The following is a 22,110-nucleotide window of genomic DNA, read 5'->3' as shown; positions in this document are numbered from 1 at the left end:
CGCCACCGGCGACACCTCCGGCGCCGGTGGCGTCGCCTCGTCGTGGCCCGTCACCTCGCCGGAGCGTCGCCGTTCTCGCCGTCGCTCTGACGCCACCGCACCAGCGGGGCCGAGCGCCTGGACCGGGCCGCGCCGCGTGCGCCGCGTCCGCCGCCAGCGCCGGGGCCACCTGGGGAGCCGGTCAAGGCGAGCCGCAATCCGGTGGAACCCACCTGCGCGGCGTGGAATGATCTTCGACGACCGCTGACGAAAGAGAAGGCTGGGAACGTGTACGTACCGTCATCTGCACGAGCTCTCGATGATGACGAGCGTGAGCTCGTGGAGCTGGCACGCCGCACCGTGGATGCGCATACCGACGCCGGGCCCGACGAGGACGGGATCCACACGATGGGCGCCGCGGTCATGGCCGCCGACTACCGGATGTTTGCCGGTGTGAACCTCTACCACTTCACCGGCGGGCCCTGCGCCGAACTCGTGGCTCTGGGAGCCGCACGTGCCCAGGGCGCCCGCCAGATGCGCTGCATCGTCGCCGTGGGAAACCACGGCCGCGGGGTCATCGGCCCGTGCGGGCGCGATCGGCAGGTCTTTGTGGACTACTACCCCACCATGCGCGTCATCGTACCCACGCCCGCGGGGCCCAGGTCGGTTCTCGCCGCCGACCTGATGCCGCTGACTCAGCGCTGGACCCCGGAAGGGATGAACGGTCTCGACCCATCGGTCTACCAGGACCCCGAGACGGCCGGTCCCCCGATCATCCGGTTCAACCCCCGCTACCTCGACGACGTCCGCTCCGGCGCCAAGACCAGAACCACCCGCTTCCGGGACCCGGCCCAGCTCGGTCCGGCACGGCTGGTGTTCGAGAGCGACCCTGAAGTCGTCCTGCCGGCAGAGGTGACCGGCATCAGGCACTGCCTGATCAGCGACCTCACCGACCAGGACGCCCAAGCCGAGGGACTCACGACCGCAACCGAACTCCAGGGAGTCCTCAAAGGCCACTACCCGGACCTGGCGGAAACCGACGAAGTCGACGTAATCACCTTCCAGATCAACGACAGGACAGGGGCCGCTTGAACCACGGAGGCACCAGCGACGCGCTGGGTTCCTCACGCCTTCGGCAAGTCCCTGAGGGCGTCTCGTAGCGCGGCGCGCGAGGCCACGCCCAGCTTGGGGAAGAGCTGGTGCAGATGGGTGGACACGGTGCGCGGAAGAGGAAGAGCCGCTCGCCGATCTGCTTGTTGGTGAGGCCTGCCGCCGCGAGCAGGGCGATCTCTCTTTGCTGGGTCGTCAGGGACGCGGGTCCGGTGGGGGTGCCGTGCTTGACGGGCTCCCCGGTTGCCCATAGTTCGTTGGCGGTGCGGGCCGTCCAGGGGGCGGCTCCGAGTCTCTCGAAGGTGTCGAGGGCGGCGCCGAGGCGGCCGCGGGCTCGCTTGGCGGACCTCCCCCGTCGCAGGCGTTCGCCGTACGCGAGCTGCACCCGGGCCCGATCGAACGGCCAGCAGCCGGTGCCGGGCACGGCAAGCGCCTCGTCGAACAGGTCGTCGGCGCGGTGGTCGTCGGTGGCGAGCGCGGCGGAGGCCTTCACGATCATGGCGAGCCGGGCCGAGACGACGGCGACGTCGGCGGCCTGCGCGGCGGCCACGTGGGCTGCCGCCTCCGCGGTCCGGCCCGTTCGTACCGCGGCCTCGACGAGGTCCATGATGACGAACAGGGCCACAGGGACGCGTGAGGCGAGCGCACCAGCCTGGCTGACCTCGGACGCGTGGCGGTAGGCGTCCTCGAACCGGCCCCTGCCGAGGAAGACCAGTCCTTGGAGCTCCAGGGTGAGCGAGTCGCTGTCTCTGCCGGTGCGCAGCACGCGCCGCAGCGCCGTCCGGCATCCGGCGAGCCGGTCGACGTAGAGCGCTGCCATGGCGATGCGGATCAACTGGGCCGGGTCGGTCTCCTGGTCGAGGGAGGCGATGGCCTCGTCGAGGTGCGCGAGCACGGCGGGTGCGGTGCGGGCCGGGTCGGCGACCGTGCCGAGGATCAGGGCCAGCCGGTCGGGGACGCCCGGTTGCAACAGGTCCAGTGCCCTGTCGAGCGGTGCCCACAGCTCGGCGCGCTGGCCGCCGTGGCACACCCAGGCCAGGGTGTGGAGCGCCTCGATCATGGTGGCGTCCGTCGCGTCGTACGGCTGGTGCTGCATGTCGATGGCACCGACCAGCAGCCGGTGGGCGGTGTCGAGGTCGCCCTCGCCGCTGAGGAGGATGTGGTGCGCGGCGGCGACCGCGGCGAACAGCGGACCCGCCCGTCCGCCGTCGGCTCTGCGGGCCTCCTCCAGCAGCCGCGGAACGTCCCGCAGATCGCCCGTGAGATCCGCGCCGAGGTAGACCGCCTCGGCGATGCGGCGGCTACGGTCGTAGCCGCGCGGGCTCAGCTCCGCGGCGCGCAGCAGCGCGGCCACGGCGCCCTCCGCGTCACCGCGCCGCACCACGTCGTGTGCCACGCGCTCCAGCAGGGCCGCGACGTCCTCGGTGGGTTCGACGGTGGCCTGGGCGAGGTGCCAGGCGCGCCGCTCCGGCCGGTCGGCCCTGCGCTCGGCCAGGGCGCGGTGCGCCGCACGCCCCTTCCCGCTGGTCGAGAGCTCGACCAGGGCGGAGCGCGTCAGCGGGTGGCGGAAGACGAGTCGGCCGGTCGCGGCGTCGACGTGCACGAGGCCTGCCCGCTCCGCGTGCGCCAGGTCCGCCAGGCCGACCGCCGCTAGGGCGCCGAGGTCGCCGGTGCCGTCCAGGACCGCGTGCAGCAGGAGCAGCCGAGTGGGCTCGGGCAGAGCCCGGACGCGGGAGGCGAACACGGCCTGGAGCCGGCTGCTGAGCGGCAGCACCTCGGGGACCGCGGCTTCGGGGCGTCGCGTACCGCTGAGAGCGATGGGCAGTTCCATCAGGGCCAGCGGGTTCCTTGTGCCGCTGTCAGGAGGCGATCGCGCACGCGCGGGGGCAGGGAGGGGAAGCGGTCCCCGATCAGCTCCGCTGCCGCGGCTGGTTCGAGGGGCCGTACGTGGTGCACGTGTACTCCCCCGCCTTCGAAGAAGCTGCCCTCCGCGGACCGGTACGCGCCGAGGAAGCCGACCTGGCTGCCGTCGAGGCGGCGGGCCACGAAGCCCAGCACTGCGGCACTGGCGCGGTCCAGCCACGGCAGGTCGTCCACGACCACCAGCAAGGGGCGCTCTGCCGCGGCGCGGGCGAGCAGTGCCAGCGTCGCGTTCGACACCAGCAGCTGATCGGGCGGCGCGCCGTCCGCCAGGCCCAACGCGACGCGCAGCGCGCCGCGGTACGCGGTGGGCGGCCGTTCGAGCCCGGTCAGCAGTGGGTGAAGGACCTGGTGGAGCCCGGCGAAGCCGACGGTGCTCTCGAACTCCACACCGACGGCTCGTACGACGCGCAGGCCCGAGCCCTGTGCGAGCTCGGCAGCGGCGTCCAGCAGCGCCGTCTTGCCGACACCCGCTTCGCCGGACAGGACAAGCGCGTCGCCGGACGTCGTGACCGAGCTGACGAATGCCCGTACCAGATCGAGGTCGTGCTCGCGCCCCATGAGCTGCCCTGCCGGTCCCGCCCGTAAGGGCGCCTCACCGTCCGTGCCCGTCCCCCTGTCGCCCCGCGCACCCTACCCACGCCGCGTGCGCCGGTCAGTACCCGGAGGCGGGTCGGCAATGAGCGTGCTCACGGATTCGCCCTTGTCGGGTGCGAACGCGGCGATGTAGACCAGCGCGGCCACGTTCGTGTGGAGGCCCGCCTCCGAGATCACAGCCCCGCCGTAGGAGTGCCCCACCAGGACGACCGGGCCGTCCTGGGCGTCGATGACCTGCCGCACCGCGACGACGTCCCCGGCGAGGGACCACGTCGGGTTCTGTACGACGCTGACGCGGTGGCCGTCCCGTTTGAGGACGTCGTAGACCCCCTGCAAGCCCGACCCGTCCACGAAGCCTCCGTGGACCAGGACGACGTTCCTCACTCCCGCACGCGCAACCACGGCGTCCCCCTCAGTTCATCGAGCCGATGCGACCACGGGGAGAAAGCTGAGAGCGGGCCGGAGAGGCCGATACCGTCAAATGACGTAGTTCGCGCCCCGTCCAGAGCCTGGCGTGACGGGTGGGGCGGTAGCCCGCAGAGAGCGGCGCCGGGCGGGGGCTCAGCCTCGGCACCGGCGCCTCGGCCTCACCGACCCTGCCGTTTCCTGATCCAGCGGCGGGGGTTCTTCACGGCCGCTGGGTGATGAAGGCGTCGTTCACGACGTATCCATCCAGCCCGTGGAGCTCGCCGTACGTGATCAGGTCGCTGGTGCGGTTGATGAATCCGCGGCCCGAATAGTTGAGCGAGGTGTTGCACAGGACGCTGAATCCGGTCAATTCGCCGAAGGATTCCAGGAGATCGGCCACTTCCGGGTTCGCGGTCGGGTCGACGGTCTGCGTTCGGGCTGTTCCGTCGACGTGCGTCACCGCTCGCAGTTCGCTGGACTCGACCTGGCTGAAGTACAGCATGTAGGGGTCAGGGCCGCCTCCGCCGAACCAGCGGCCCGCGTCCCGCTCCAGACAGATCGGGGCGATGGGGCGGTATCCCTCGCGCTGCTTGATCTTGTTGAGCCTGACGGTCGTCTCCTCGGTGAAGGGAGCGGCCAGGATCGACCGGTTTCCGAGCGCACGGGGGCCGATTTCCCAGCGGCCCTGCACCCAGCCGATGATGTTGCCGTCACGGAGGTAGCGGGCGACCTCGCCGTAGTGCAGCGGGCGGATGTCGTAGCGCTGCGGGTCGAATGCGATGTCCTCGACGAATTCACCACCTGCGTAGACGTCCCAGTCCAGGTCGGCCGAACCGGTGTAGAAGTGCTGCGCGTCGATGGCGGTGCCGATCGCGGAGCCGCTGTCGTTGGGGCACGGCGGGACGAAGACCGAGGGGAAGAGCCCGCACTCGCGCCAGCGGCGGTTCCACTCGCAGTTGAGTCCGCAGCCTCCGGAGACGAGCAGCGGCAGGCCTTCCGTCAGATGTTCCCGGGCGTAGGCGTGGAACCGGTCGAAGATGGCGTCCGAGAGGCGGGCGGCGAGGCTCTTGTACTCGTTCGTCTCCACCCCGATGTTGTGGAAGGGGGAATCGGTCATCCGGTCCTTCAGCTGGCCGGTGATGACGTTCTTCTGGCCGAGGATGAAGTCGATGACCTCCTGCTCCGCCGGGGTCGCCGGTCGGTTCTCGGCAAATCCGGCCAGGGCCATCTGCTTGCCCGCGTCCTGGAAGCGGACGAATTCCTGGTGCGGACTGAACTTGGGGTCGGCGAGCGCGAACCCGTAGGAGTACTTGTTGCCCGGGTAGTTGAGCACCTCCTTGAGATGGGTCACCTTCCCGTGCTCGTCGAGGCGGTAGAACGAGCCGATGTTCCCCTCCCACACCAGGCTGTAGAAGGGCTGGTCCCGACGGAATGCCGACATTCCGTAGGACGTCATGATGTGGGAGCGCTCGTGCGTGGAGGAGAAGGCGCGCACGTTCTTTCCGAAGAACCGGCCTGCCTCGTCCGAGATCGCGGACGCGCCCACACCGTAGTACCCGGCACGCGAGGGTTGGTCGGTGGCCTGGGTCCCCTTGATCCAGCCGCTCATCGCGACGACGTCCGGCTGTTTGTCCAGCCGGTCCGCCGCCGCGGCGAACATTTCGGCGGTCGGGTTGCTGTAGCGCAGGAACGAGTCCTTCTCCGCCTCCAGGGAGAACAGCAGCTTGCCGTCCTCGACGGCTGCGATCGCGCCGTCATGGCCTTCCTTGAGGGAAAGAATCAGCATGTTGGTCCGTTTCTCTGTGGATTCCTGACGTGACCGTTGGGCACCGGAGTCGGCGGGCTCTGGATCAGCTGCCGTCCGGCGCGGCCGAGAGGGTTTTCAGGGCGAGCTGGTGCAACTGCGGGTTGGCCGACAGGGCGCCGGTGCCGCCCTGGGGCGAGGCGCCCAGGAGGTCGGTGCAGACACCGCCGGCTTCCTCCACGAGGATCTGCACGGCGGTGATGTCCCAGGGGTTCACGACCGGTTCGGCCGCGATGTCGAGGGTTCCCTCGGCCACCATGCAGTGCTGGATGAAGTCCCCGAAGGCACGGTCCTCCCAGCACGCTTCGACCAGGCGCAGATACGCCTCGTACGAGTGGAAGGTGCCCCAGGTGCGTGTGCTGGTGGTGGACAGATAGGCCTCGGTGAGGCGGGTGCTGCCGGAGACACGCAGGGGCAGGGGGGAGCTGTCGACGGCCCCGCGCCGCAGCCACGCGCCCTGTTCGGCCGCCGCCCACCAGCGGCTGTGCAGGGCGGGCGCGCTGATGACTCCGACGGTGGGCCGCCCGTCCTCCAGCAAGGCGATCAGCGTGGCCCAGACCGGCACCCCGCGCAGGAAGTTCTTGGTGCCGTCGATGGGGTCGACCATCCAGGTGCGCCCGGCCTTGACGGAGCCGCCCGTCTCCTCCCCGGCGAAGGCGTCGTCCGGGCGGGTGGACCTCAGTGCCTCGCGTACGGCCGCCTCCACGGCGGTGTCCGCGTCGGTCACGGGCGTACGGTCGAGCTTCTCCCGGACCTTCAGGTCAAGGGCTCGGAAGCGGCGGATGGTGACGCTGTCTGCGATGTCGCCCAGCTCCAGGGCCAGTTCGAGATCGTCCTGTCGTGACATGGGGCGCCTCACTGCACACCTCGTGGGTTTCGGGAGCCCGGCCCCTGGTGGTCCGGGCGGAGCGTCGTGGTGATCCGGGCGGCGTTCCGAGGGCCGCCGGATCACTTCGCGTGCAGTTCGAGCAAGTGGTACTCCATGACCCGCACTTCCTCGATCCGGCGGACGCGGTCGAGGAGTTCGATCCGCATGCCGGCTTCCTCCGCGATGGCGTCGAGCCGGTCGCGGTCCCCGAGGTCGGCCGTGCCGAGGAGCAGCCTGCCGCCGTCGGCCAGATGCTCATGCGCACCGGCCAGGTATCGGGCCTGGCCCTGGTAGCCCGGGTCGAAGACGGCGGAGTGCAGATCGGTGGAGAGGGCGAAGTCTTCCTCGACGTAGGTCCAGGGGACGTTCCAGAAGATGGTGTCGAAGCGCTCCGCGGGCTCGAGAGCCGCGTACATGTCGCTGTGCAGGACGCGTACCCGGTCGCTCACACCGTGCCGCTCGGCGTTGGCGGCCGTGTTGGCCACCGCCTTTTCGTTGATGTCCAGGGCGGTGACGGACGCGCAGCCGTGGAGTGCGGCGGTCACGGCGATGACGCCCGTGCCGCAGCCGACCTCCAGGAAGGAGCCGCCCTCGGGGTAGGGCACCATCGAGGCCATCACCTCGGTGGCGGCGCTCAGGGTGCTGGGGAAGACACCGCGGTGCAGGCTCCACTCCCGCCCCAGGAGGGTGAAGGTGTCGGGCAGGTCGTCACCCACGAGAGCGTGCTGCAGGACTTGGGCCACGGCCTCGGGTGACTCCTCGGCAGTCATGGTCTCTCCCTCTTCGGTGGTGTGGTTCATCGGGTCGCATCGGCCGCGTACCGTACGAGCGCTTCGCGCTGGCGGCCGACCTTGTGGAAAGCCTCGGCGTACTGGTCGATGAGCGTCTTGTCCTCGGGCCAGTTGGTGAAGGTGGGCAGGGACAGGGCGTGCTGTTCGACGTGTTCGGCGTGTGAGCCGGCCTGTGGTGCGAGGCCCTTCTTGGGCGTTCCGGGGAAGAGGGGGTTCTCCGGTCGGGCGTACAGCGGCAGCGTCGAGAGGCGGGGGCCGGAAGGGGCGCCCACTTCCATGCCTTCGGCGCGCAGCGCCTCGATGAGCACGGAGCGTGGGACGTCGCCCAGTGCCTCGGGCCGGTAGAGCGGTTTGTAGCCGTACCAGGCGCCCATGTCGACGTGGGCGGCGACGTGCACCGGCTCCAGATAGGTCACGTCACCGAGGTGCTCGCCGAAGTAGCGCAGACAGCGGTGGCGGGCCTCCTTGCGTGCCGGGAACGCCGCGAGCGCGTGCCGGGCCACGATGGCGTTGAACGGCGACATGCGCAGCTTGAGCCCGAAGCCGGTGACCCAGTGGGCGCGCAGGTCCTCGTCGAGGACGGCGTCGCGGGAGCGGTCCCGGTAGTGCCCGAGGAGCGTGGCGCGGTCGTGCACCTCGGGGTCGCTCGTGACGAGGATGCCGCCCTCCCCCGCGTAGACGGCCTTGTTGGCCTGGAGGGAGAAGACCGCGGCGTCGCCGAAGGTGCCGACGGGCCTGCCCTTGTAGTGGCTGCCGTGGGCGTGGGAGCAGTCCTCCAGAACGCGCAGCCCGTGCCGCTCGGCGATCCGCAGGATCGCGTCCATGTCGCAGGGGTGGCCCCACTGGTGGACGACCGTGATCACCTTGGTGTGCTCGGTGAGCGCGGCTCGAAGTGCTTCGGGGTCCAGGCCTCGGGTCTCGGGGTCGATGTCGGCCAGGATTACGTCGCCGCGGAGCGCGAAGACGGGGCTCAGCGCCGCGTGGTAGGTGAGTGCCGGTCCGACGACGTCCACGCCTTCGCGCACGCCGAGCGCGAAGTAGGCGGCGAAGAGGGCGCTGGTGCCGGAGTTGAAGGTGACCGCGAAGCGGGCTCCGTCGTTCAGGAAGGCGAGGAACGCGCTCTCGAACCGGCCGATGGGGCCGCTGTTGCCCTTGATGGAGATGTCGGTGTTCCGCTGCTCGGCCAGTTCGGTCAGCTCCGCCTCGTCGGCGGGCGGGGGCCAGACCTCGTGCGGCAGCGGCTGTTCGATGGCGGGTGTGCCTCCGAGGAGGGCGAGTTGCTCGGCGGTGGCCATGTGTCCTTCCTGCTTTCGCGGGTGGGCCAGGGTGCGGCTGGTCGGCCCCCGGCGCGGGGGCTCTCGGTTCCGGGTGCCGTGGAGCGGGCCTCAAGCGCACCGGTGGGCCAGCTCGCTCTGCTCACGCGGCCGCTCCCGGTAGATCCCGTCGATCGTGCGCACGGCGGTGAGTTGACGCTGGAGGTGGTCCTGGCGGTAGTAGCGGTCGTCCAGGTGTGCCAGATGGTGGGAGATCATGGAGCGCACGGTGTCGGTCTTGGGGCCTTCCCAGGTGCGGCGCTCCAACGGCAGCCCGCCGATGGAATGCAGGATGGCGACCCTGGGGGCGACGTTCAGCGCGCCCTCCGTACCGAGCACGCAGAGGTGCTCGATCTTCTCGTAGTGGTGACGTGAGATGCGCAGCGAGCCTGCCAGCCCTGTTGAGGGATAGCTGCACATGAGGCTGACGAGATCCTCCAGCCGGCGGTCGCGCATCTCTTGGTAGTGGTGGACGAAGGCCGCGTGCATCCTGGGAGGTTCGGGTGCGGGGAACATTGCGCTGAGCACATCGATGAGGTGGTAGCCCATGTCGAGGAGCACACCGCCCATTGCCTGGTCCCTGGAGGCGCGCCAACCCGTGGTCGGATGAGCGAGGTTGAGGTGGTAGTCATAGGAGAACCAGTAGGGCTCCCCGATCCGCGCGAGGTTCTCCTGGGCGAACTGGAACACGGGGTTGAAGTTGCGCTGCAGTAGCGTGAAGACGCTGCGGTCGGCCCGTTGCGCCAGGTGAATCAGTTGCCGGGCTTCCTGCTCGGTGACGGCGAATGGCTTCTCCTTGATGACGTGCCTGCCGTGCGCCAGGATTTCCGTACAGACCGGGAAGTGCTCACTGTGCGGCACGGTGACCACCGCGGCGTCGAAGTCGAGGTTCTCCAGTGCGTCACCGAGGGCGTCGAAATGCGGGAATCTCCACTCGTCGGCGAGCGATAAGGCCGCCGGGGCGGGGTCGACGCCGCCGACGACGTCAGCGATCTCCCGCACGACCGGCAGGTATTCCTTTCCTTGGTGTCCAGCAAATCCGACCACCAATACTCTCGGACGTGGACGCACGTTCTTCGACCTGTCACTGGGCATGCTGAATATCCCCCTCGCAGAACATCATTGGATGATGACGCGGGCAGCCAGGGAAGGCTCGCGGAAATCTGGATCAGACTGTTGGCCGCAGACGGTTCAGAGAGCTCAACGGATCTTTCCGGAAGAATCGGCGAGCCAGGCGTGCGCCGCGGTCACCACGTCCTTGATGAAGGTGCTCCCGCCGCTCTGTGCGTTCTCGTCGAGCAGTGCGACTTCCTCGGCCGCTATCCAGGCGAACTCGGTGTGCTTGTTCCGTTCGAGTGCGGGCGCGGAGAGGTCACCGTCCACCTCGACGACGTAGTCCGACTCGATGTGCCGCAGTCCGTCCGCCGTCCACTCCTCGTGCGCCACCCGGGCGAGCACGCGGCGCAGCCGCCACCCGGTCTCCTCCGCTATCTCCCTGCGGAGCGCGCCGAGGAGGGACTCCCCTTCCTCCACGGCCCCGCCGACGACGTCCCAGCACCCGGGGAAGAGACGCCGGTCTGCCGAGCGGCGCTGGACGAAGATGCGGTCGTACGGGTCACGGATCAGCGCGCCCACCACCGGGCGGGGTTCGGGAACCTCGGTCACGTCAGCCGTTCACCGCGCCCGGACGGCTCTCCGCGGAGTCCGCCGACGGGTATGTCCGTGTCCCGGAACGTCACGTAGACGGGGCGGCCGTCGGGACAAGCGAGTACCGAGGTGCGGCCCCTGGCTCCCCACTCCGCGGCCAGTCGACGTTCGCCTGACAGATTCGCGACAGCGGCCGGGAAGGGATGCTGGAGGGACTGAGCGAGGGGCGAGTTCCCAGCCGCACCTGCGGCCGCATGCCTCATCCCGCGGAACCAGCTGACCATTCTTCCCTCACTTCACTTGCGCATGAAGTTCGCATGCTCCATGCACTGGGCAGAACGCCTATGGAGTCGAACGACCCGGACGGCACCCTTCAAGAGGCACGGATTACCGCTGGATCATGTTGGTGATCGTACCTACAATGCCGCCTTGAGTACTACCGGGCATCCTGGGAGTGCACGAGTTCACACAAGGCTTCGGCCGCCTCGACTTCTTCTTGACACAGCTTCCTTCCACGCGTGGGGAAGTGCGCCCCGGCGGGTAGCGAGCATCTTGTCGAGCGCAGGCGCCCTGGCAGCCCACACCGCCCCGCGGGTCACCATGGTTTCGATCCATGCACTCAGCGGCTCAGGGGGTCCTCGTCGCCACACCTCCCCTAAACAATCATTTTCTTGCCACCATCGACAGTTTCACAATCAACTATGTTGGCTGGATTGACCACTCATCGCGGCTCGGTAAAGCGACTTCTGACACGTGGTGCTGGATTTGAAGGAGTTGCTCGGGTAATCCGATGCTTCGGCAGAGAGACGTGCGGGGTTCAGTTTGTCGCTTCGCTGTGCATCGACCCGTTCCTGGCGGACCGCTCCTGTCTCCCGGACGGCAGGTCCTTCGTTCACGGGCGGCGGGCGACCAGGAAGACGTAGCCGATCTGCGGGAGCGCGCCGAACTGGGGCAGGACGCGAGTGGAGTTGAAGAACTCGTAATGGGGGTCGTCGGCGGCGGGGGCCACATCGGCGAAGGCATCGGCGAACGCTTGGTAGGTGCGCCGGACGTGCTCTCCGATGTCGGCGAACTCCTCCACCTCAAGCCCGGCGCGGTCCAGAGCCGTGCGGAGCTCTGCCGGTTCGGGCAGCGCCGGGGACCCGAACGCGCGGCTCGTACGGCGGACCAGTTCCGCGGCATCCCCGGTCACCGGCGACCGGACCAGCACATCGGTGACGACCAGCGGGCTACCGGGGCGCAGGGTCCGGGCGATCTCGGTGAGGGCGGAGGTCCGGTCGCTGATGTGCATCATGGACTCGATCGCCCAGGCCCCGTCGAAGGACGCGGCTTCGAAGGGCAGTGCGCAGGCGTCCGCGTACCGGAAGTCCACTCGGTCGGCGAGCGCGCCGGTGTCCGCGCGGGTTCGGGCGAGGTGGATGTCCTCGTTGCTGACGGAGATTCCCGATACGTGGGCTCCGGTGGCCCGGGCGATGCGCAGGGCGGGCCGTCCGGTTCCGCAGCCGATGTCCAGCAGGCGACTGCCGGGCGCCGCGGCCAGCCGCCCCGCCACGAGGTCGGTGAGCCGGTCGGTGGCTTGGTCGAGCGAACGGTCGTCTGCGGCACTGTCCCAGTAGCCGACGTGGATGTTCCCGTCGACGGCCGCGCCGTCCACGGTCTCGGCCTGCTCCTCGTAGAGGCGGGCGGCCTCCGGTGACGGCGAGACAGTGTGGTGCACGGACGGGTCGTCGGTCATCGAGGTCTCCCGAGCGTGAGGGGTGGGTCAACGGATGCAGTGGCCCAGCTGGCGCAGTTCGCCGAGTCCGACCCCGCCGGGCCGTCCACCGCCGGTGGCCTGGCCCCGTACGGTGAAATCGGGCAGCAGTCCCAAGACGTCCGTGAGGTGCCTGTCGTAGGCCCTCACCAGGTGGCGTCTGACCATCGTGGCGGGCATCGATCGACCATTGTTCTGGAAGGCCCCGCAGCTCGTCCAGAGCGCCCCGACGAACCGGTCGGAGCGGGCGGAGAGGATCTGCCCTGACGTGGTCGCCCTGGGTCCGAGCGAGGTGCGCTGCCGGTTGCCTTCCCTAGTCGAAGGTCATGCCCAGGAGTTGGGCCCGGGAGGCCACGCCGAGCTTGGGGAAGGCCTTGTAGAGGTGGTAGCCGACGGTGCGGGGGCTGAGGAAGAGGCGGGCACCGATCTCTCCGTTGCTGAGGCCTTGGGCCGCCAGGCGTACGACCTGCTGTTCGCGCGCGGTGAGGGCGGGGTGGTCGGAGGGTCTGGCGGGGGCGGCCGCCTGGGCGGAGCGGTCGCCCGCCGCGGCCAGTTCCATACGGGCCAGCCGGGCCCAGGGCCGGGCGCCGATCCGGTGTAACTGGATCTCGGCGAGGCGCAGTTGTTCGCGGGCGAGCTTGATGCGGCGGTCGCGGCGCAGGCGTTCGCCGTACAGGAGGCGGGTGCGGCCCGTCTCGAAGGGGGAGGTGTCGGCCTTGTCGAGGGCGGCGGTGAAGAGCTCCTCGGCGCGGTCGCCCTGGGCGAGCAGGGCCTGGCAGCGCAGCCGGGCCGCGAGCAGGTGCGGTCCGTCGTGCGGCTGTGGGCCGCCCAGGCGGCGCATCGCCTTCTCCGCGCGCTGGTGCTGGCCCGCCCGGGTGGTGGCCTCCACGTAGTCGGGCAGGACCAGGCGGCGCAGCATGAAGTGTTCGGCCGAGCCGCCCGGCGCGCAGACTTCGCCGAGGACCTGCGCGGCGTGTCCGGGGCGGCGCTCGGCCAGGCCGTTGAGGCCGAGCGCCCAGTGAGCGAGCGTGACCGCGCTGGCGATGCGGCGCGGCACGGCGACGTCGAGGGACTCCCGGGCCAGGCGCAGGCAGCGGGCGCTGTCGCCCTGGGCGGCGGCCATCCAGGCGAGCATGGCGCGCAGATGGCTCGCGGCGCCGAGCTGGCCGGTCTCCCGCGCGAGGGTGAGCGCCTCGCTGCCGTTGGCGGTGGCATCGGGCCAGGGGCCGGTCACCAGTTGGAGGGCGACGAGCGGGGCCAGGGACATGGGCAGGGCGCCGATCGCGCCGTGGCGGCGCAGGGTGTCCACGGCCCGCTCCAGGTCGTCGCGCCAGGGCAGGGTGGCGTTCAGGAGGTGGGGCAGGAACGTCGGGGGCCACACCCAGGGGTGGGGGTCGTCGGGGTCGAGCCAGGTCTCGGGGATGCGGGCGCCGCGTACGTCCGCGCCGCCGTCGCCGCCGTCCGGACTCGCGGGCGTGGGCTCGATCGTGGTCGTGGTCGTGGGATCGGCGGCGAGACCGCTGAGGTAGCGGAGGTGGCAGCCGAAGGCGTCGCGGGCACCGCGTGCTGGGGCGGCATGCGGCGCGGTGGCGTCCGCTTCAGCCGCGCATGGCGCGGTGGCATCCGCTTCAGCCGCGCGTGGCACGGTGACGTCTCCTCCGGCGCCGTCTGTCGCGGTGGCATCCGCTTCGGCTCCGCCTGTCGCGGTGGCACCCGCACCGGCACCGTCTGCCGTGGCGTGCGCTTCAGCTCCGCCTCTCACAGTGGCGCCCCCACCGACACCATCGGCCGCAGCACCAGCCGCCTCGGCTCCGCCTCTCACGACGCCACCCCCACCGACACCGTCGGCCGCGGCGCCAGCCGCTCCGGCGACTCCTGCCCCAGTGCCGTCCGGCACCAGGGCGCCCCGCGCACTGGCCTCCGCACCTGCCGCGTCCGCCGCGTCCGCCGCGGCCAGCTCGTCCAGAAGCCCCGCGATGTGCGCCAGGCGCCCGGGGTCGTCCGCGACCCACGCGGAGCGGGCGGCCATGGCCAGGGACTCGCGGGCGAGGTGCGGGTCGGTGTCCTGGACCAGCGCGGCGCCTTCGAGGAGGGTCGCGCAGGCCCTGGACGGGTCGCTGGAGGCGTGCGCGATGGCGCCGCGCACCTGCATGAGGCGGGCGCGCAGGGCGGGTTGGTCGGCCAGCGGCTCGGCCTCGGTGAGCAGGGCGTGGGCCTGGCCGGCCTCGGCGGCGGTCCAGGCGCAGTCGGCGGCGTCGATCAGCAGACGGGCGCGCAGGCCGTTGGACGGTGCCAGGTCGGCGGCGCGGCGCAGCGCCTTGGTGGCGGTGGCGACGCCGCCGCTGCCCCGCACCCGGTCGGCGAGTTCGGCGAGGAGGTGGCAGACCTGTGCGTCGGGGCCCATCGCGGCGGCGGCCCGGTGCCAGACGTGCCGGTCGTCACCGGGGTCGAGGGCCTCGGCCAGGGCGATGTGGGCGGCGCGGCGGCCGCTGAGGGGGGTGCCCTGGTAGAAGGCGGAGCGGACCAGGGGGTGGCGGAAGCGCAGGCGCTGCTGGTCGAGGTCGAGCAGTCCGGCGCTCTCCGCGGCGCCCAGCTCGTCCATCGCCCGGTCGGTGTCCCCGGCGGCGCGCAGGACGACGGCCAGGTCACCGTCGCCCTCGGTCGCGGCGAGGACGAGGGCGTTGCCGGGGCGGGCGAGGAGGCCGTTGACGCGGTGCCGGTAGAGGCGCTGCAGGCGTTCGGTGAGCGGGAGCTCCTCGGGCAGGACCGCGGCGCCGTCCAGCTGGGGGCGGCTGAGGGCACGCGGGAGTTCGGCCAGGGCGAGGGGATTGCCGTCGGCCTCGCGCAGGAGCCGGTCACGGATGGCGGGGGCGGCTTCCGGCAGGTGGTGGGTGAGCAGGGCGCGGGCGGCGGCCGTGTCCAGGGGGCCCACGCGCAGTTCGGGCAGGCCCGGCGCGGAGAAGGGGCGGGAGCCGTCGCGTACGGCGAAGACGATCCCCACGGCTTCCTCGCCCAGGCGGCGGGCGACGAACAGCAGGGCGTCCGTGGAGGAGGTGTCGAGCCATTGGGCGTCGTCGATCAGGAGGAGCACCGGGCCGCTCTGGGAGGCCTCGGACAGGAGGGTCAGCGCGGCGAGGGCGACCAGGAACCGGTCGGCGGGCGCGCTCTGGAGGCCGAAGGCCGCACGCAGGGCGGCGCTCTGGGGCGGCGGAAGCCGGTCCACCTCGGGGAGCAGGGGCAACAGGAGCTGGTGCAGGGCGGCGAAGGAGAGCTCGGTCTCGCTCTCGACGCCGATCGCGGTCAGCACCGTCGCCTCCGGCTTCACGGCGTGCCGCAGGTGCTGCAGCAGCGCGCTCTTGCCGATGCCGGCCGGCCCGCGGACGACGAGGGACCCGCTGTGCCCCTCGGTCAACGCGGCAGCGACGCGCGCAAGTTCGTACTGTTCCCGCTCCCGACCGACGAACATGCCAGATTGCCCTCCGCTGTGACCGCCCCCGTCGACTGATGCATTGACTGATGCTCCTCGGTCTATCCCGCCCGGCATGACGGATGGCCGGAGGTTTATGCCGCGGTGTTGCAGAATTCCTGCCCCCTTCGCCGTGCGGAGAGGCTCGTCGTCCGACAGATGCCCGGGCGCCCCCTCCCGGCGGAGAGTGGCTGCCGAGGCCGGGCGCCGGTGCTCTGCACAGAGCAACGGCGGGGCCACACAAGGCTGTTCTCACAAGGAATGCACGCCTGGGCATGGGTGGACATATGTCGGTATCTGAAGTCGGTTCGAATCGCGTTCAGCAGCAGGAGGAGGTGTCGCAGTGCGGGCCGTCCGGCCCGTTCGAAGTCGTGGACGGCTGTCTTGATCCCGTCGCCGTCCTGGCGGCGGTGCGCACGGTCATCGCCGGTCAGACCTGGCCCAGGGAACCGGCCCGGCTGTACGAGGAGGGGCCCGGCCGGTGCGCGGTGCGCGTGGAGGGCACCGTCCTGACGGTGCGCAGCGCTCCCCTGCCCGCCGGGCCGCCGGGAACGCTCGACGCCGTGGCGTCCGCGGCGGGCGGGCACCGGGTGCTCGTGTCGGCGTCCGGGCCGCTGCCGCCGCGCGCGCAGTCGGTGTTCGCCGCGCTCGTGGAGGAGCTGGGGCGGCGCGCGCGGTGCTACACGCAGGCCGAGGCCGACTCGATCGTGGCGGCGATGCCGCTGCTCGGCCGCTATGACGCTCCCGAGCCCGCCTTCGCCGACTGGGCGTTGATCTTCCGCGACCACTACGTGGAGAACAGCGTGGGCCTGCTGCTCGCCATGGAGCGGGCCGGGATCGCCCCCGAGTGGATCTACGCCCTGTCCAAGGGCGACCGTACGCTGCACCGCGACCGGGTGCACGCGTGGTTCCTGCACCGCGGCTACGCCAGCGACGTCCTGGACAACTCGGTGATCAACGGGACGGCGGACGAGGCCGCCCGGGCCGAGGCACTGGCCGTCGACGCCCGCGTGGAGGACTTCATCCGCCGGGCGCACGCCGTCGGTCGCAAGGTCCTCGTCATCGACGACGGCGGGCTGCTCGCCCAGGGCCGGGGCAGCGACAACGGTCTCGTCGAGCCGGTGGACGCGGCCATCGAACTGACCGTCAGCGGTCTCAAGCGCATCCACGACGCGCCGGGCCGACTGGCCGTGCCCGTCCTGAACATGGCCCGCTCGCAGCTCAAGTCGCGCCTCGGCTACAACGAGATCGCCGACTCCTGCGTGCGCCGGCTGCGCGCCATCGTGCCCGGGGAGAAGTTCATCGGCCGCCATGTGCTCGTCCTCGGCTACGGCACGCTCGGCAACCGCGTGGCGCACGCCCTGCGCGCGCTCGGCTGTCGCGTCCATGTCGTGGATACCGACATCCTGGCGCTCATCACGGCCGCCGAGGACGGTTTCGAGACGCACCGCACCATCGCCGAGGCGCTCACCGACCACCGTCCCTTCCTCGTCATCGGCAGCAGCGGCGGCACGGCGATCACCGAGCGGGACGTCCCGCTGCTCGCCGACGGCACGCTCCTCGCCGGTTTCGCGACCAAGGACTTCAGCGTGCTCAGCGAAGGCCGCTGCGGCGCGACGTCGACGCCCGTCCCCTACGTGGGCGTACGCCACCACCTGCCGCACGGCGCGACGGTCACGCTCCTCGGCGACGGCCGCTCACTCAACCTGTACGAGTACGAGGGCATCGCCAACCGCGGCTACGACGCCTACCGGGCCGGAACCCTGCTCGCGGCCAAGCGCCTGTGCCGGGACGTGGACTCCTTCACCCCGGGGGTGCACCTCGACGTAGTCGACGAACTCATCGACGAAGCCGGTCTCTTCCCCGCGTACTACGACTGCTACCTGCGCGAAGGGCGGCCCGCGGGCGCCGGACCTGCCGATGCAACGACGCCGGGGGGAGACGCGTATGTCCGGTAGGACGCATGTGTGCGTCGTCGGCTACGGCGTCGCGGGACAACTGCACCACCGGCTGCTCGGCGGGCTCGGCGTGCGCGTCTCGGTCGTCGACCCGGCCGCCCACCGCCTCTCGCCCTCCCTGCCCGCCTACACCCGGATCGAGGACGTGCCGCGCCGGACGCCGGTCGACGTCTGGTCGGTGTGCACGCCCACCGCCGCGCACGTGGAGACGGTCGCCGCCGTCCTGGACCGGGACCCGCGCGCCCGCCTCCTCGTCGAGAAGCCGGTGTGCCGCTCCTGGGAGGCCGCCGACCTGGCCGCGCTGCTCGCCAAGTACGACGAGAGCCGCCTGGTGGTCATGAACCAGTACGCGCACGCCGCCGCACCCGGCATCCTCAAGGCCGCGCGCAAGGAGTGGGCACCGGGCCACCCGATCGACGCGGTGCGGATCGCCTTCGGCAAGGACCGGCGCGCGGACATCGCCTCGGGCCGCTTCGTCGACCGCGACTACGGCGTGTTCGGCTACGAGTGGCTGCACATGCTCGCCCTGCTCGGCACGGTCCTGCCGCCCGGCGTGCACGACCGCTACCTGGCGACCGACCCCGGCACCCACGACCTCGGGGTCGCCCACGACCCGGAGCTGACGAGCGTCGCGGCCCACGACAGGACCCGACCGCAGGACGGGCCGACCGTGGAGCTGTACTCGACGATCGTCGGCCCGCAGGCGGGGCCCGGCTGCCCCCTGCCCGGCTGGTGCCCGCGGACGCCCCCGGGTGCCGAGAGCAGGCAGCGCCTCGTACGCGTCGACGCCGGCCCGGTGTCCTTCAGCCTCGAACTGGACCCGGTCGCCCTGCCCGGCGGCACTCCCCTGCCGCGCAACATGCACCGCCTGACCATGCGCCGGGCCGAGGGCGCCCGCGAGTGGCTCATCCACGACTCGCCCATGGAGAACGCCCTGCGCTGGGCCCTGTCCACGCTCTTCGCCCCGGGCGCGCACCCCGCGCCCGACCTGCGTGGCATCACCCGCATCAGCCGGCTCGCGGCCCGAGCGCGCGCCCAGGAACAACTGCCCGTCGGCGCTTCGTCACCGGCGGCGCCCCGAATCCCCACCGTGGAAGTGAAGCCGTCATGAGCAGCGTCTGCCTCGTCATCCCCAGCAACCCCTTCGACCGGTACTTCATCCAACTCCCCCTGGACGCGGTGAACGCCGCCGGTCAACTGCGGGCCGCGGGCCACTCCGTGACCATCTGGGACCAGCGCCTCCAGGACGCCCCGGCCGCCGCGGGCCCGTTCGACGTCCTGGTCGTCTACAGCGCCATCGCGGACCGGGCCCAGTGCTACCCCTTGGACCTCGGTCCCGTGCGGGCGGCCGTGGAGCGGGCCGTCGCCCGCTTCCCCACGGCCCGTACGGTCGCGGTCGGCCCGCACGGCACCCAGCTGCCCGAGTCCACCCGCGCCGACCTGGCCGTGGACCACGTGGCCGTCGGCGAGACCGACTCGGCGACCGTCGGCGCCGTCGCCGACCTGCTCGCGGGCGTCGAGGACCGGATCCTGTGCGACCGGAGCTCGCCGCACAACCTGCTCGACTCCCCGGCACCGCGCCCGAAGCCCTACCCGGCCCTCCCCTTGGACTCCTCCGCCTTCCCCGCCTTCGACCTGGTGCCCACCGCCGACTACACCGCCGAGGTCATCTCCGGCGGCCTGCCGCTGCCCGGCCCCTGCGGAATGGTCCTGGCCGCCCGTGGCTGCACGTACGGCTGCACCTATTGCCACCTGCCGTTCGGCACCCGCATGCGCACCCAGCCCCTGGACCGGGTGGTCGCGGAGATCGACGCCCAGCAGGAAGCCGGCCTCAAGTTCGTGTTCTTCCTGGACTACGTCTTCGGCATCAACCGCACCTTCTACGGCGAGCTGTGCCGACGCCTCGAAGGCCGCGACCTGGGCTGGGTGGGACAGACCCGGGCGGAGATGGTGCTCAAGAGCGATGTCACGCAGTGGGCGCGGGCGGGCTGCCAGGGCATGTGGCTGGGCGCCGAGTCGCCCGCGGTCGCCGACACCGGCGTGCACAAACGGGTCACCGAGGAGCAGATCAAGCAGGCCGTCCTGAAGCTGCGCGACGCGGGCATCGTGCCGTTCGCGTTCGTCCTGATGGGCCTGCCGGACGACGAGGCGTGCATCTCGGGCCGCCTCGTCGACTGGGCCGCCGACCTGCCCGCCTGGTTCGGCATCAACCAGCTCTTCCTGCGGCCGGGCACCACGCTGTACGACCAGCTCGCGCCCGCCCACAACGGCGGCCGGACGCCGACGACCTGGCGCGAGGTGGAAGAGGTCACCCGGCACTACCGCGCCACGTACCCGACCGATCTGGACGCCCAGCAGCAGCGCCTGACCGAGCTGCCGAACTTCCTGGGCAACTCCATCGTCCCGACGGCGGGGTGAGGCACGTGCTCCGCTTCGGCATCATCGGTTGCGGTGTGCTCGGCTCCTTCCTCGGCCGGCTGCTCACCCACGAGCGGGAGGGCCTGCCCGGCGCCGCCCGCCTGCTGGCGGTGGCCGGTCGTGATCCGCAGCGCACCAAGGACACGGCCGCGGCCCTGCGCTGTGATCCGCTGACCGTCACCGACCTCCTGGCCAGGCCCGACATCGACGCCGTGGTGGTCTGCACGCCGAGCGGCACGCACGCCGACGTGGGCGTGCGGGCACTGCGCGCGGGCAAGCACGTCCTCGTGGAGAAGCCGGTCGACGTCACGCTCGACGCCGCCGACCGCCTGCTCGACGCGGCACGGGACAGCGGGCTGACCCTGGGGGTCGTCTCCCAGCACCGCTTCGACCCGGCCGTCCGCCTCGTCAAGTCCGCCGTGGACGAAGGCCGGTTCGGGACGCTGACCTCCCTGGTCGTCGAGCTGCCGTGGTGGCGCGAGCAGTCGTACTACGCCTCCGGCTCCTGGCGCGGCACCCCGGACCTGGACGGCGGCGGCGCGCTGATCAACCAGGCGGTGCACCTGGTGGACCTGGCCCAGCACCTGGCAGGACCGGTCGCGGAGGTCGCCGCGCACACCGGCCTCCTCGCCCACCACGACATCGATGTCGAGGACGTGGCGAGCGCCAGTCTGCGCTTCGCCGGGGGCGCCCTGGGGGTACTGCTCGCCACCACGGCCGCCTATCCGGGGCGCACCGCGCGCCTCGCGGTGCACGGGGACCGCGGCAGCGCGGTCATCGACAACGACGAACTGGTCTACTTCCACGCGGCCCGCAAGGGCGAACGGGCCGCCGCCTACGGCGCGTTCGGGGCGGGCAACCAGGTCGCCGACGTCCTGCCCCCGCGGCGGGCCGAGCCGCCGCGCGACCGGGGCGGGCTGCTCTACCAGCCGCACCGCGACCAGCTAGCCGACTTCTGCGCCGCCGTGCGCGAGGGCCGCCCTCCGCTGGCCGACGGGGACGGCGCCCGCCGTGCCCTGGAGGTGGTGACCGCCGTCTACGCCTCGGCCCGCGCGGGCGCCCCCGTGCGCACCGGGCACCCCTCCCCGCCCCGTAGTTCACCCGCCCCCGAAGGGACCTCGCCGTGACCGAGACCGCTGCCTCCGCCCCGCCCGCCTCCCGCTCCGCCCGGACCGTCGAGCGGCCCGTCACCGACGCCGGGCGCAAGGCCGCGCTCGCCGGGCTCTTCGACCGCAGCGCCCCCACCTACGAGCGGGTCGGCGTCAACCACTTCGCCGACCTCGGTGAACGGCTCGTCGCCCTCGCGGACGTGCTGCCCGGCGACCGGCTCCTCGACATCGGCTGCGGCACCGGCGCCGTCCTCGTCCCCGCGGCCCGGGCCACCGGCACCACCGGCAGCGCGGTCGGCGTCGACCTGTCGGCCGGCATGGTCGCGCGTTCCCGTGCGGCGCTGCGCGAGGCGGACCTCAGGCACGCCCACGCCGTGGTCGCGGACGCCGAGACGATCGACTGGAGCCCTCAGGAGGGCGTGGCCCCGCCCGCGAACGGCTCGCTGGACGTCGTCTTCGCCGGCATCTCCCTGTTCTTCCTGCCCCATCCGCGCAAAGCCGTGGCCCGCTACCGGGAGTTGCTCGGTCCCGGCGGTCGGCTCGCCCTGTCCTGGTGGGGGCGGCCCGACCCCCGCTGGGATCCGGTCTTCGCGGCCAGCGCTCCCTACGGGCGCGGCGGTTCCTCGCACGCCCTGCCCGAGGACAGCCCCTTCCGCTCCGTGGAGGCGCTGCACGCGATGCTGGAGGAGGCCGGTTACGCCACGGCGGAGACCGTCGAGCAGTCGTGCGTGACCCGCTTCCGGGGGCCGCACCAGTGGTGGGACTGGGTCTGGTCCACCGCCGGGCGGATGTTCTGGGAGGGCGTGCCCGCCGAGTCGCGCGAGCGGGCCGAGGCAGCGGTCAACGCCGAGCTCGACCGGCTGCGGGCCCCCGACGGAAGCCTCACCACCACGTCGGCGGTGCGCTTCACCGTCGCACGGGCGCAGCGGGCGCCGGACGCGGGGGCGATGCGGTGACCGGGTCCGGTGC

At 71.7% G+C, this 22,110-nt stretch carries 17 protein-coding genes and 1 pseudogene; 6 read left to right on the top strand and 12 right to left on the bottom strand.

Features of this window, described 5'->3' with window-relative positions:
- Nucleotides 1-318 precede the first annotated feature (318 nt).
- Complete coding sequence (locus AC5WAM_RS41820; protein ID WP_495520963.1) at nt 319-1,071, top strand: hypothetical protein; 753 nt, start codon at nt 319-321, stop codon at nt 1,069-1,071.
- Here AC5WAM_RS41820 and AC5WAM_RS41815 read toward each other — a convergent pair.
- The 12 genes and pseudogenes from AC5WAM_RS41815 to AC5WAM_RS41760 form a co-directional block, all read right to left on the bottom strand.
- Complete coding sequence (locus tag AC5WAM_RS41815) at nt 1,046-2,920, bottom strand: ATP-binding protein (RefSeq protein WP_495520962.1); 1,875 nt, start codon at nt 2,918-2,920, stop codon at nt 1,046-1,048. The two genes, AC5WAM_RS41820 and AC5WAM_RS41815, sit on opposite strands and share 26 nt — an antisense overlap.
- The gene (locus tag AC5WAM_RS41810) at nt 2,920-3,570 is read right to left on the bottom strand and encodes an AAA family ATPase (protein WP_495520961.1); all 651 of its coding nucleotides are present in this window, start codon (nt 3,568-3,570) and stop codon (nt 2,920-2,922) included. The genes AC5WAM_RS41815 and AC5WAM_RS41810 overlap by 1 nt, the downstream gene beginning before the upstream one ends.
- Before the next feature lie 99 nt (nt 3,571-3,669).
- Nucleotides 3,670-4,008, bottom strand: a pseudogene (locus AC5WAM_RS41805) (alpha/beta fold hydrolase); the annotation flags it as partial.
- 226 nt (nt 4,009-4,234) lie between these two features.
- Nucleotides 4,235-5,800, bottom strand: a complete 1,566-nt coding sequence (locus AC5WAM_RS41800; RefSeq protein WP_495520960.1) for a carbamoyltransferase C-terminal domain-containing protein — start codon at nt 5,798-5,800, stop codon at nt 4,235-4,237.
- Nucleotides 5,801-5,864: 64 nt separating this feature from the next.
- On the bottom strand, nt 5,865-6,665 hold the full coding sequence (gene hisN, locus AC5WAM_RS41795; RefSeq protein WP_495520959.1) for a histidinol-phosphatase: 801 nt from the start codon (nt 6,663-6,665) through the stop codon (nt 5,865-5,867).
- 101 nt (nt 6,666-6,766) lie between these two features.
- Complete coding sequence (locus AC5WAM_RS41790) at nt 6,767-7,456, bottom strand: methyltransferase (protein ID WP_495520958.1); 690 nt, start codon at nt 7,454-7,456, stop codon at nt 6,767-6,769.
- A gap of 26 nt (nt 7,457-7,482) precedes the next feature.
- A complete protein-coding gene (locus AC5WAM_RS41785) occupies nt 7,483-8,772 on the bottom strand; it encodes a DegT/DnrJ/EryC1/StrS aminotransferase family protein (protein ID WP_495520957.1) in 1,290 nt (429 codons plus the stop codon).
- 90 nt (nt 8,773-8,862) lie between these two features.
- A complete protein-coding gene (locus tag AC5WAM_RS41780) occupies nt 8,863-9,885 on the bottom strand; it encodes a Gfo/Idh/MocA family protein (RefSeq protein ID WP_495520956.1) in 1,023 nt (340 codons plus the stop codon).
- Nucleotides 9,886-9,990: 105 nt separating this feature from the next.
- Nucleotides 9,991-10,455, bottom strand: a complete 465-nt coding sequence (locus AC5WAM_RS41775) for an NUDIX hydrolase (RefSeq protein ID WP_495520955.1) — start codon at nt 10,453-10,455, stop codon at nt 9,991-9,993.
- A gap of 874 nt (nt 10,456-11,329) precedes the next feature.
- Nucleotides 11,330-12,172, bottom strand: coding sequence for an SAM-dependent methyltransferase (locus AC5WAM_RS41770; protein ID WP_495520954.1), 843 nt, complete (start codon nt 12,170-12,172; stop codon nt 11,330-11,332).
- Nucleotides 12,173-12,199: 27 nt separating this feature from the next.
- A complete protein-coding gene (locus AC5WAM_RS41765; protein ID WP_495520953.1) occupies nt 12,200-12,370 on the bottom strand; it encodes a hypothetical protein in 171 nt (56 codons plus the stop codon).
- A gap of 133 nt (nt 12,371-12,503) precedes the next feature.
- Entirely contained in the window at nt 12,504-15,656 is a 3,153-nt protein-coding gene (locus AC5WAM_RS41760; RefSeq protein WP_495520952.1) for a helix-turn-helix transcriptional regulator, read from the bottom strand.
- 287 nt (nt 15,657-15,943) lie between these two features.
- Here AC5WAM_RS41760 and AC5WAM_RS41755 point away from each other — a divergent pair, with 287 nt between their 5' ends.
- Genes AC5WAM_RS41755 through AC5WAM_RS41735 form a run of 5 tightly spaced genes read left to right on the top strand, consistent with a single transcriptional unit; the run spans nt 15,944 to nt 22,097 of the window.
- Nucleotides 15,944-17,614, top strand: a complete 1,671-nt coding sequence (locus tag AC5WAM_RS41755) for a Rossmann-fold NAD(P)-binding domain-containing protein (protein WP_366794389.1) — start codon at nt 15,944-15,946, stop codon at nt 17,612-17,614.
- Nucleotides 17,604-18,725, top strand: a complete 1,122-nt coding sequence (locus AC5WAM_RS41750; protein WP_495520951.1) for a Gfo/Idh/MocA family oxidoreductase — start codon at nt 17,604-17,606, stop codon at nt 18,723-18,725. Before AC5WAM_RS41755 ends, AC5WAM_RS41750 begins: the two co-directional genes overlap by 11 nt.
- Entirely contained in the window at nt 18,722-20,032 is a 1,311-nt protein-coding gene (locus tag AC5WAM_RS41745) for a B12-binding domain-containing radical SAM protein (RefSeq protein WP_366794391.1), read from the top strand. The genes AC5WAM_RS41750 and AC5WAM_RS41745 overlap by 4 nt, the downstream gene beginning before the upstream one ends.
- A gap of 5 nt (nt 20,033-20,037) precedes the next feature.
- Nucleotides 20,038-21,159 (top strand): Gfo/Idh/MocA family protein, encoded by a 1,122-nt coding sequence (locus AC5WAM_RS41740; protein ID WP_495520950.1) that lies wholly within the window; start codon nt 20,038-20,040, stop codon nt 21,157-21,159.
- Nucleotides 21,156-22,097: a class I SAM-dependent methyltransferase gene (locus AC5WAM_RS41735; protein WP_495520949.1), complete on the top strand. Its 942-nt coding sequence runs from the start codon at nt 21,156-21,158 to the stop codon at nt 22,095-22,097. Before AC5WAM_RS41740 ends, AC5WAM_RS41735 begins: the two co-directional genes overlap by 4 nt.
- The last annotated feature ends 13 nt before the right edge of the window (nt 22,098-22,110 follow it).

Source organism: Streptomyces sp. JLYT201 (genome assembly GCF_059448825.1).
The sequence above is the reverse complement of the archived record's forward strand: the minus strand, read 5'-3'. Positions and strand labels throughout refer to the sequence as shown.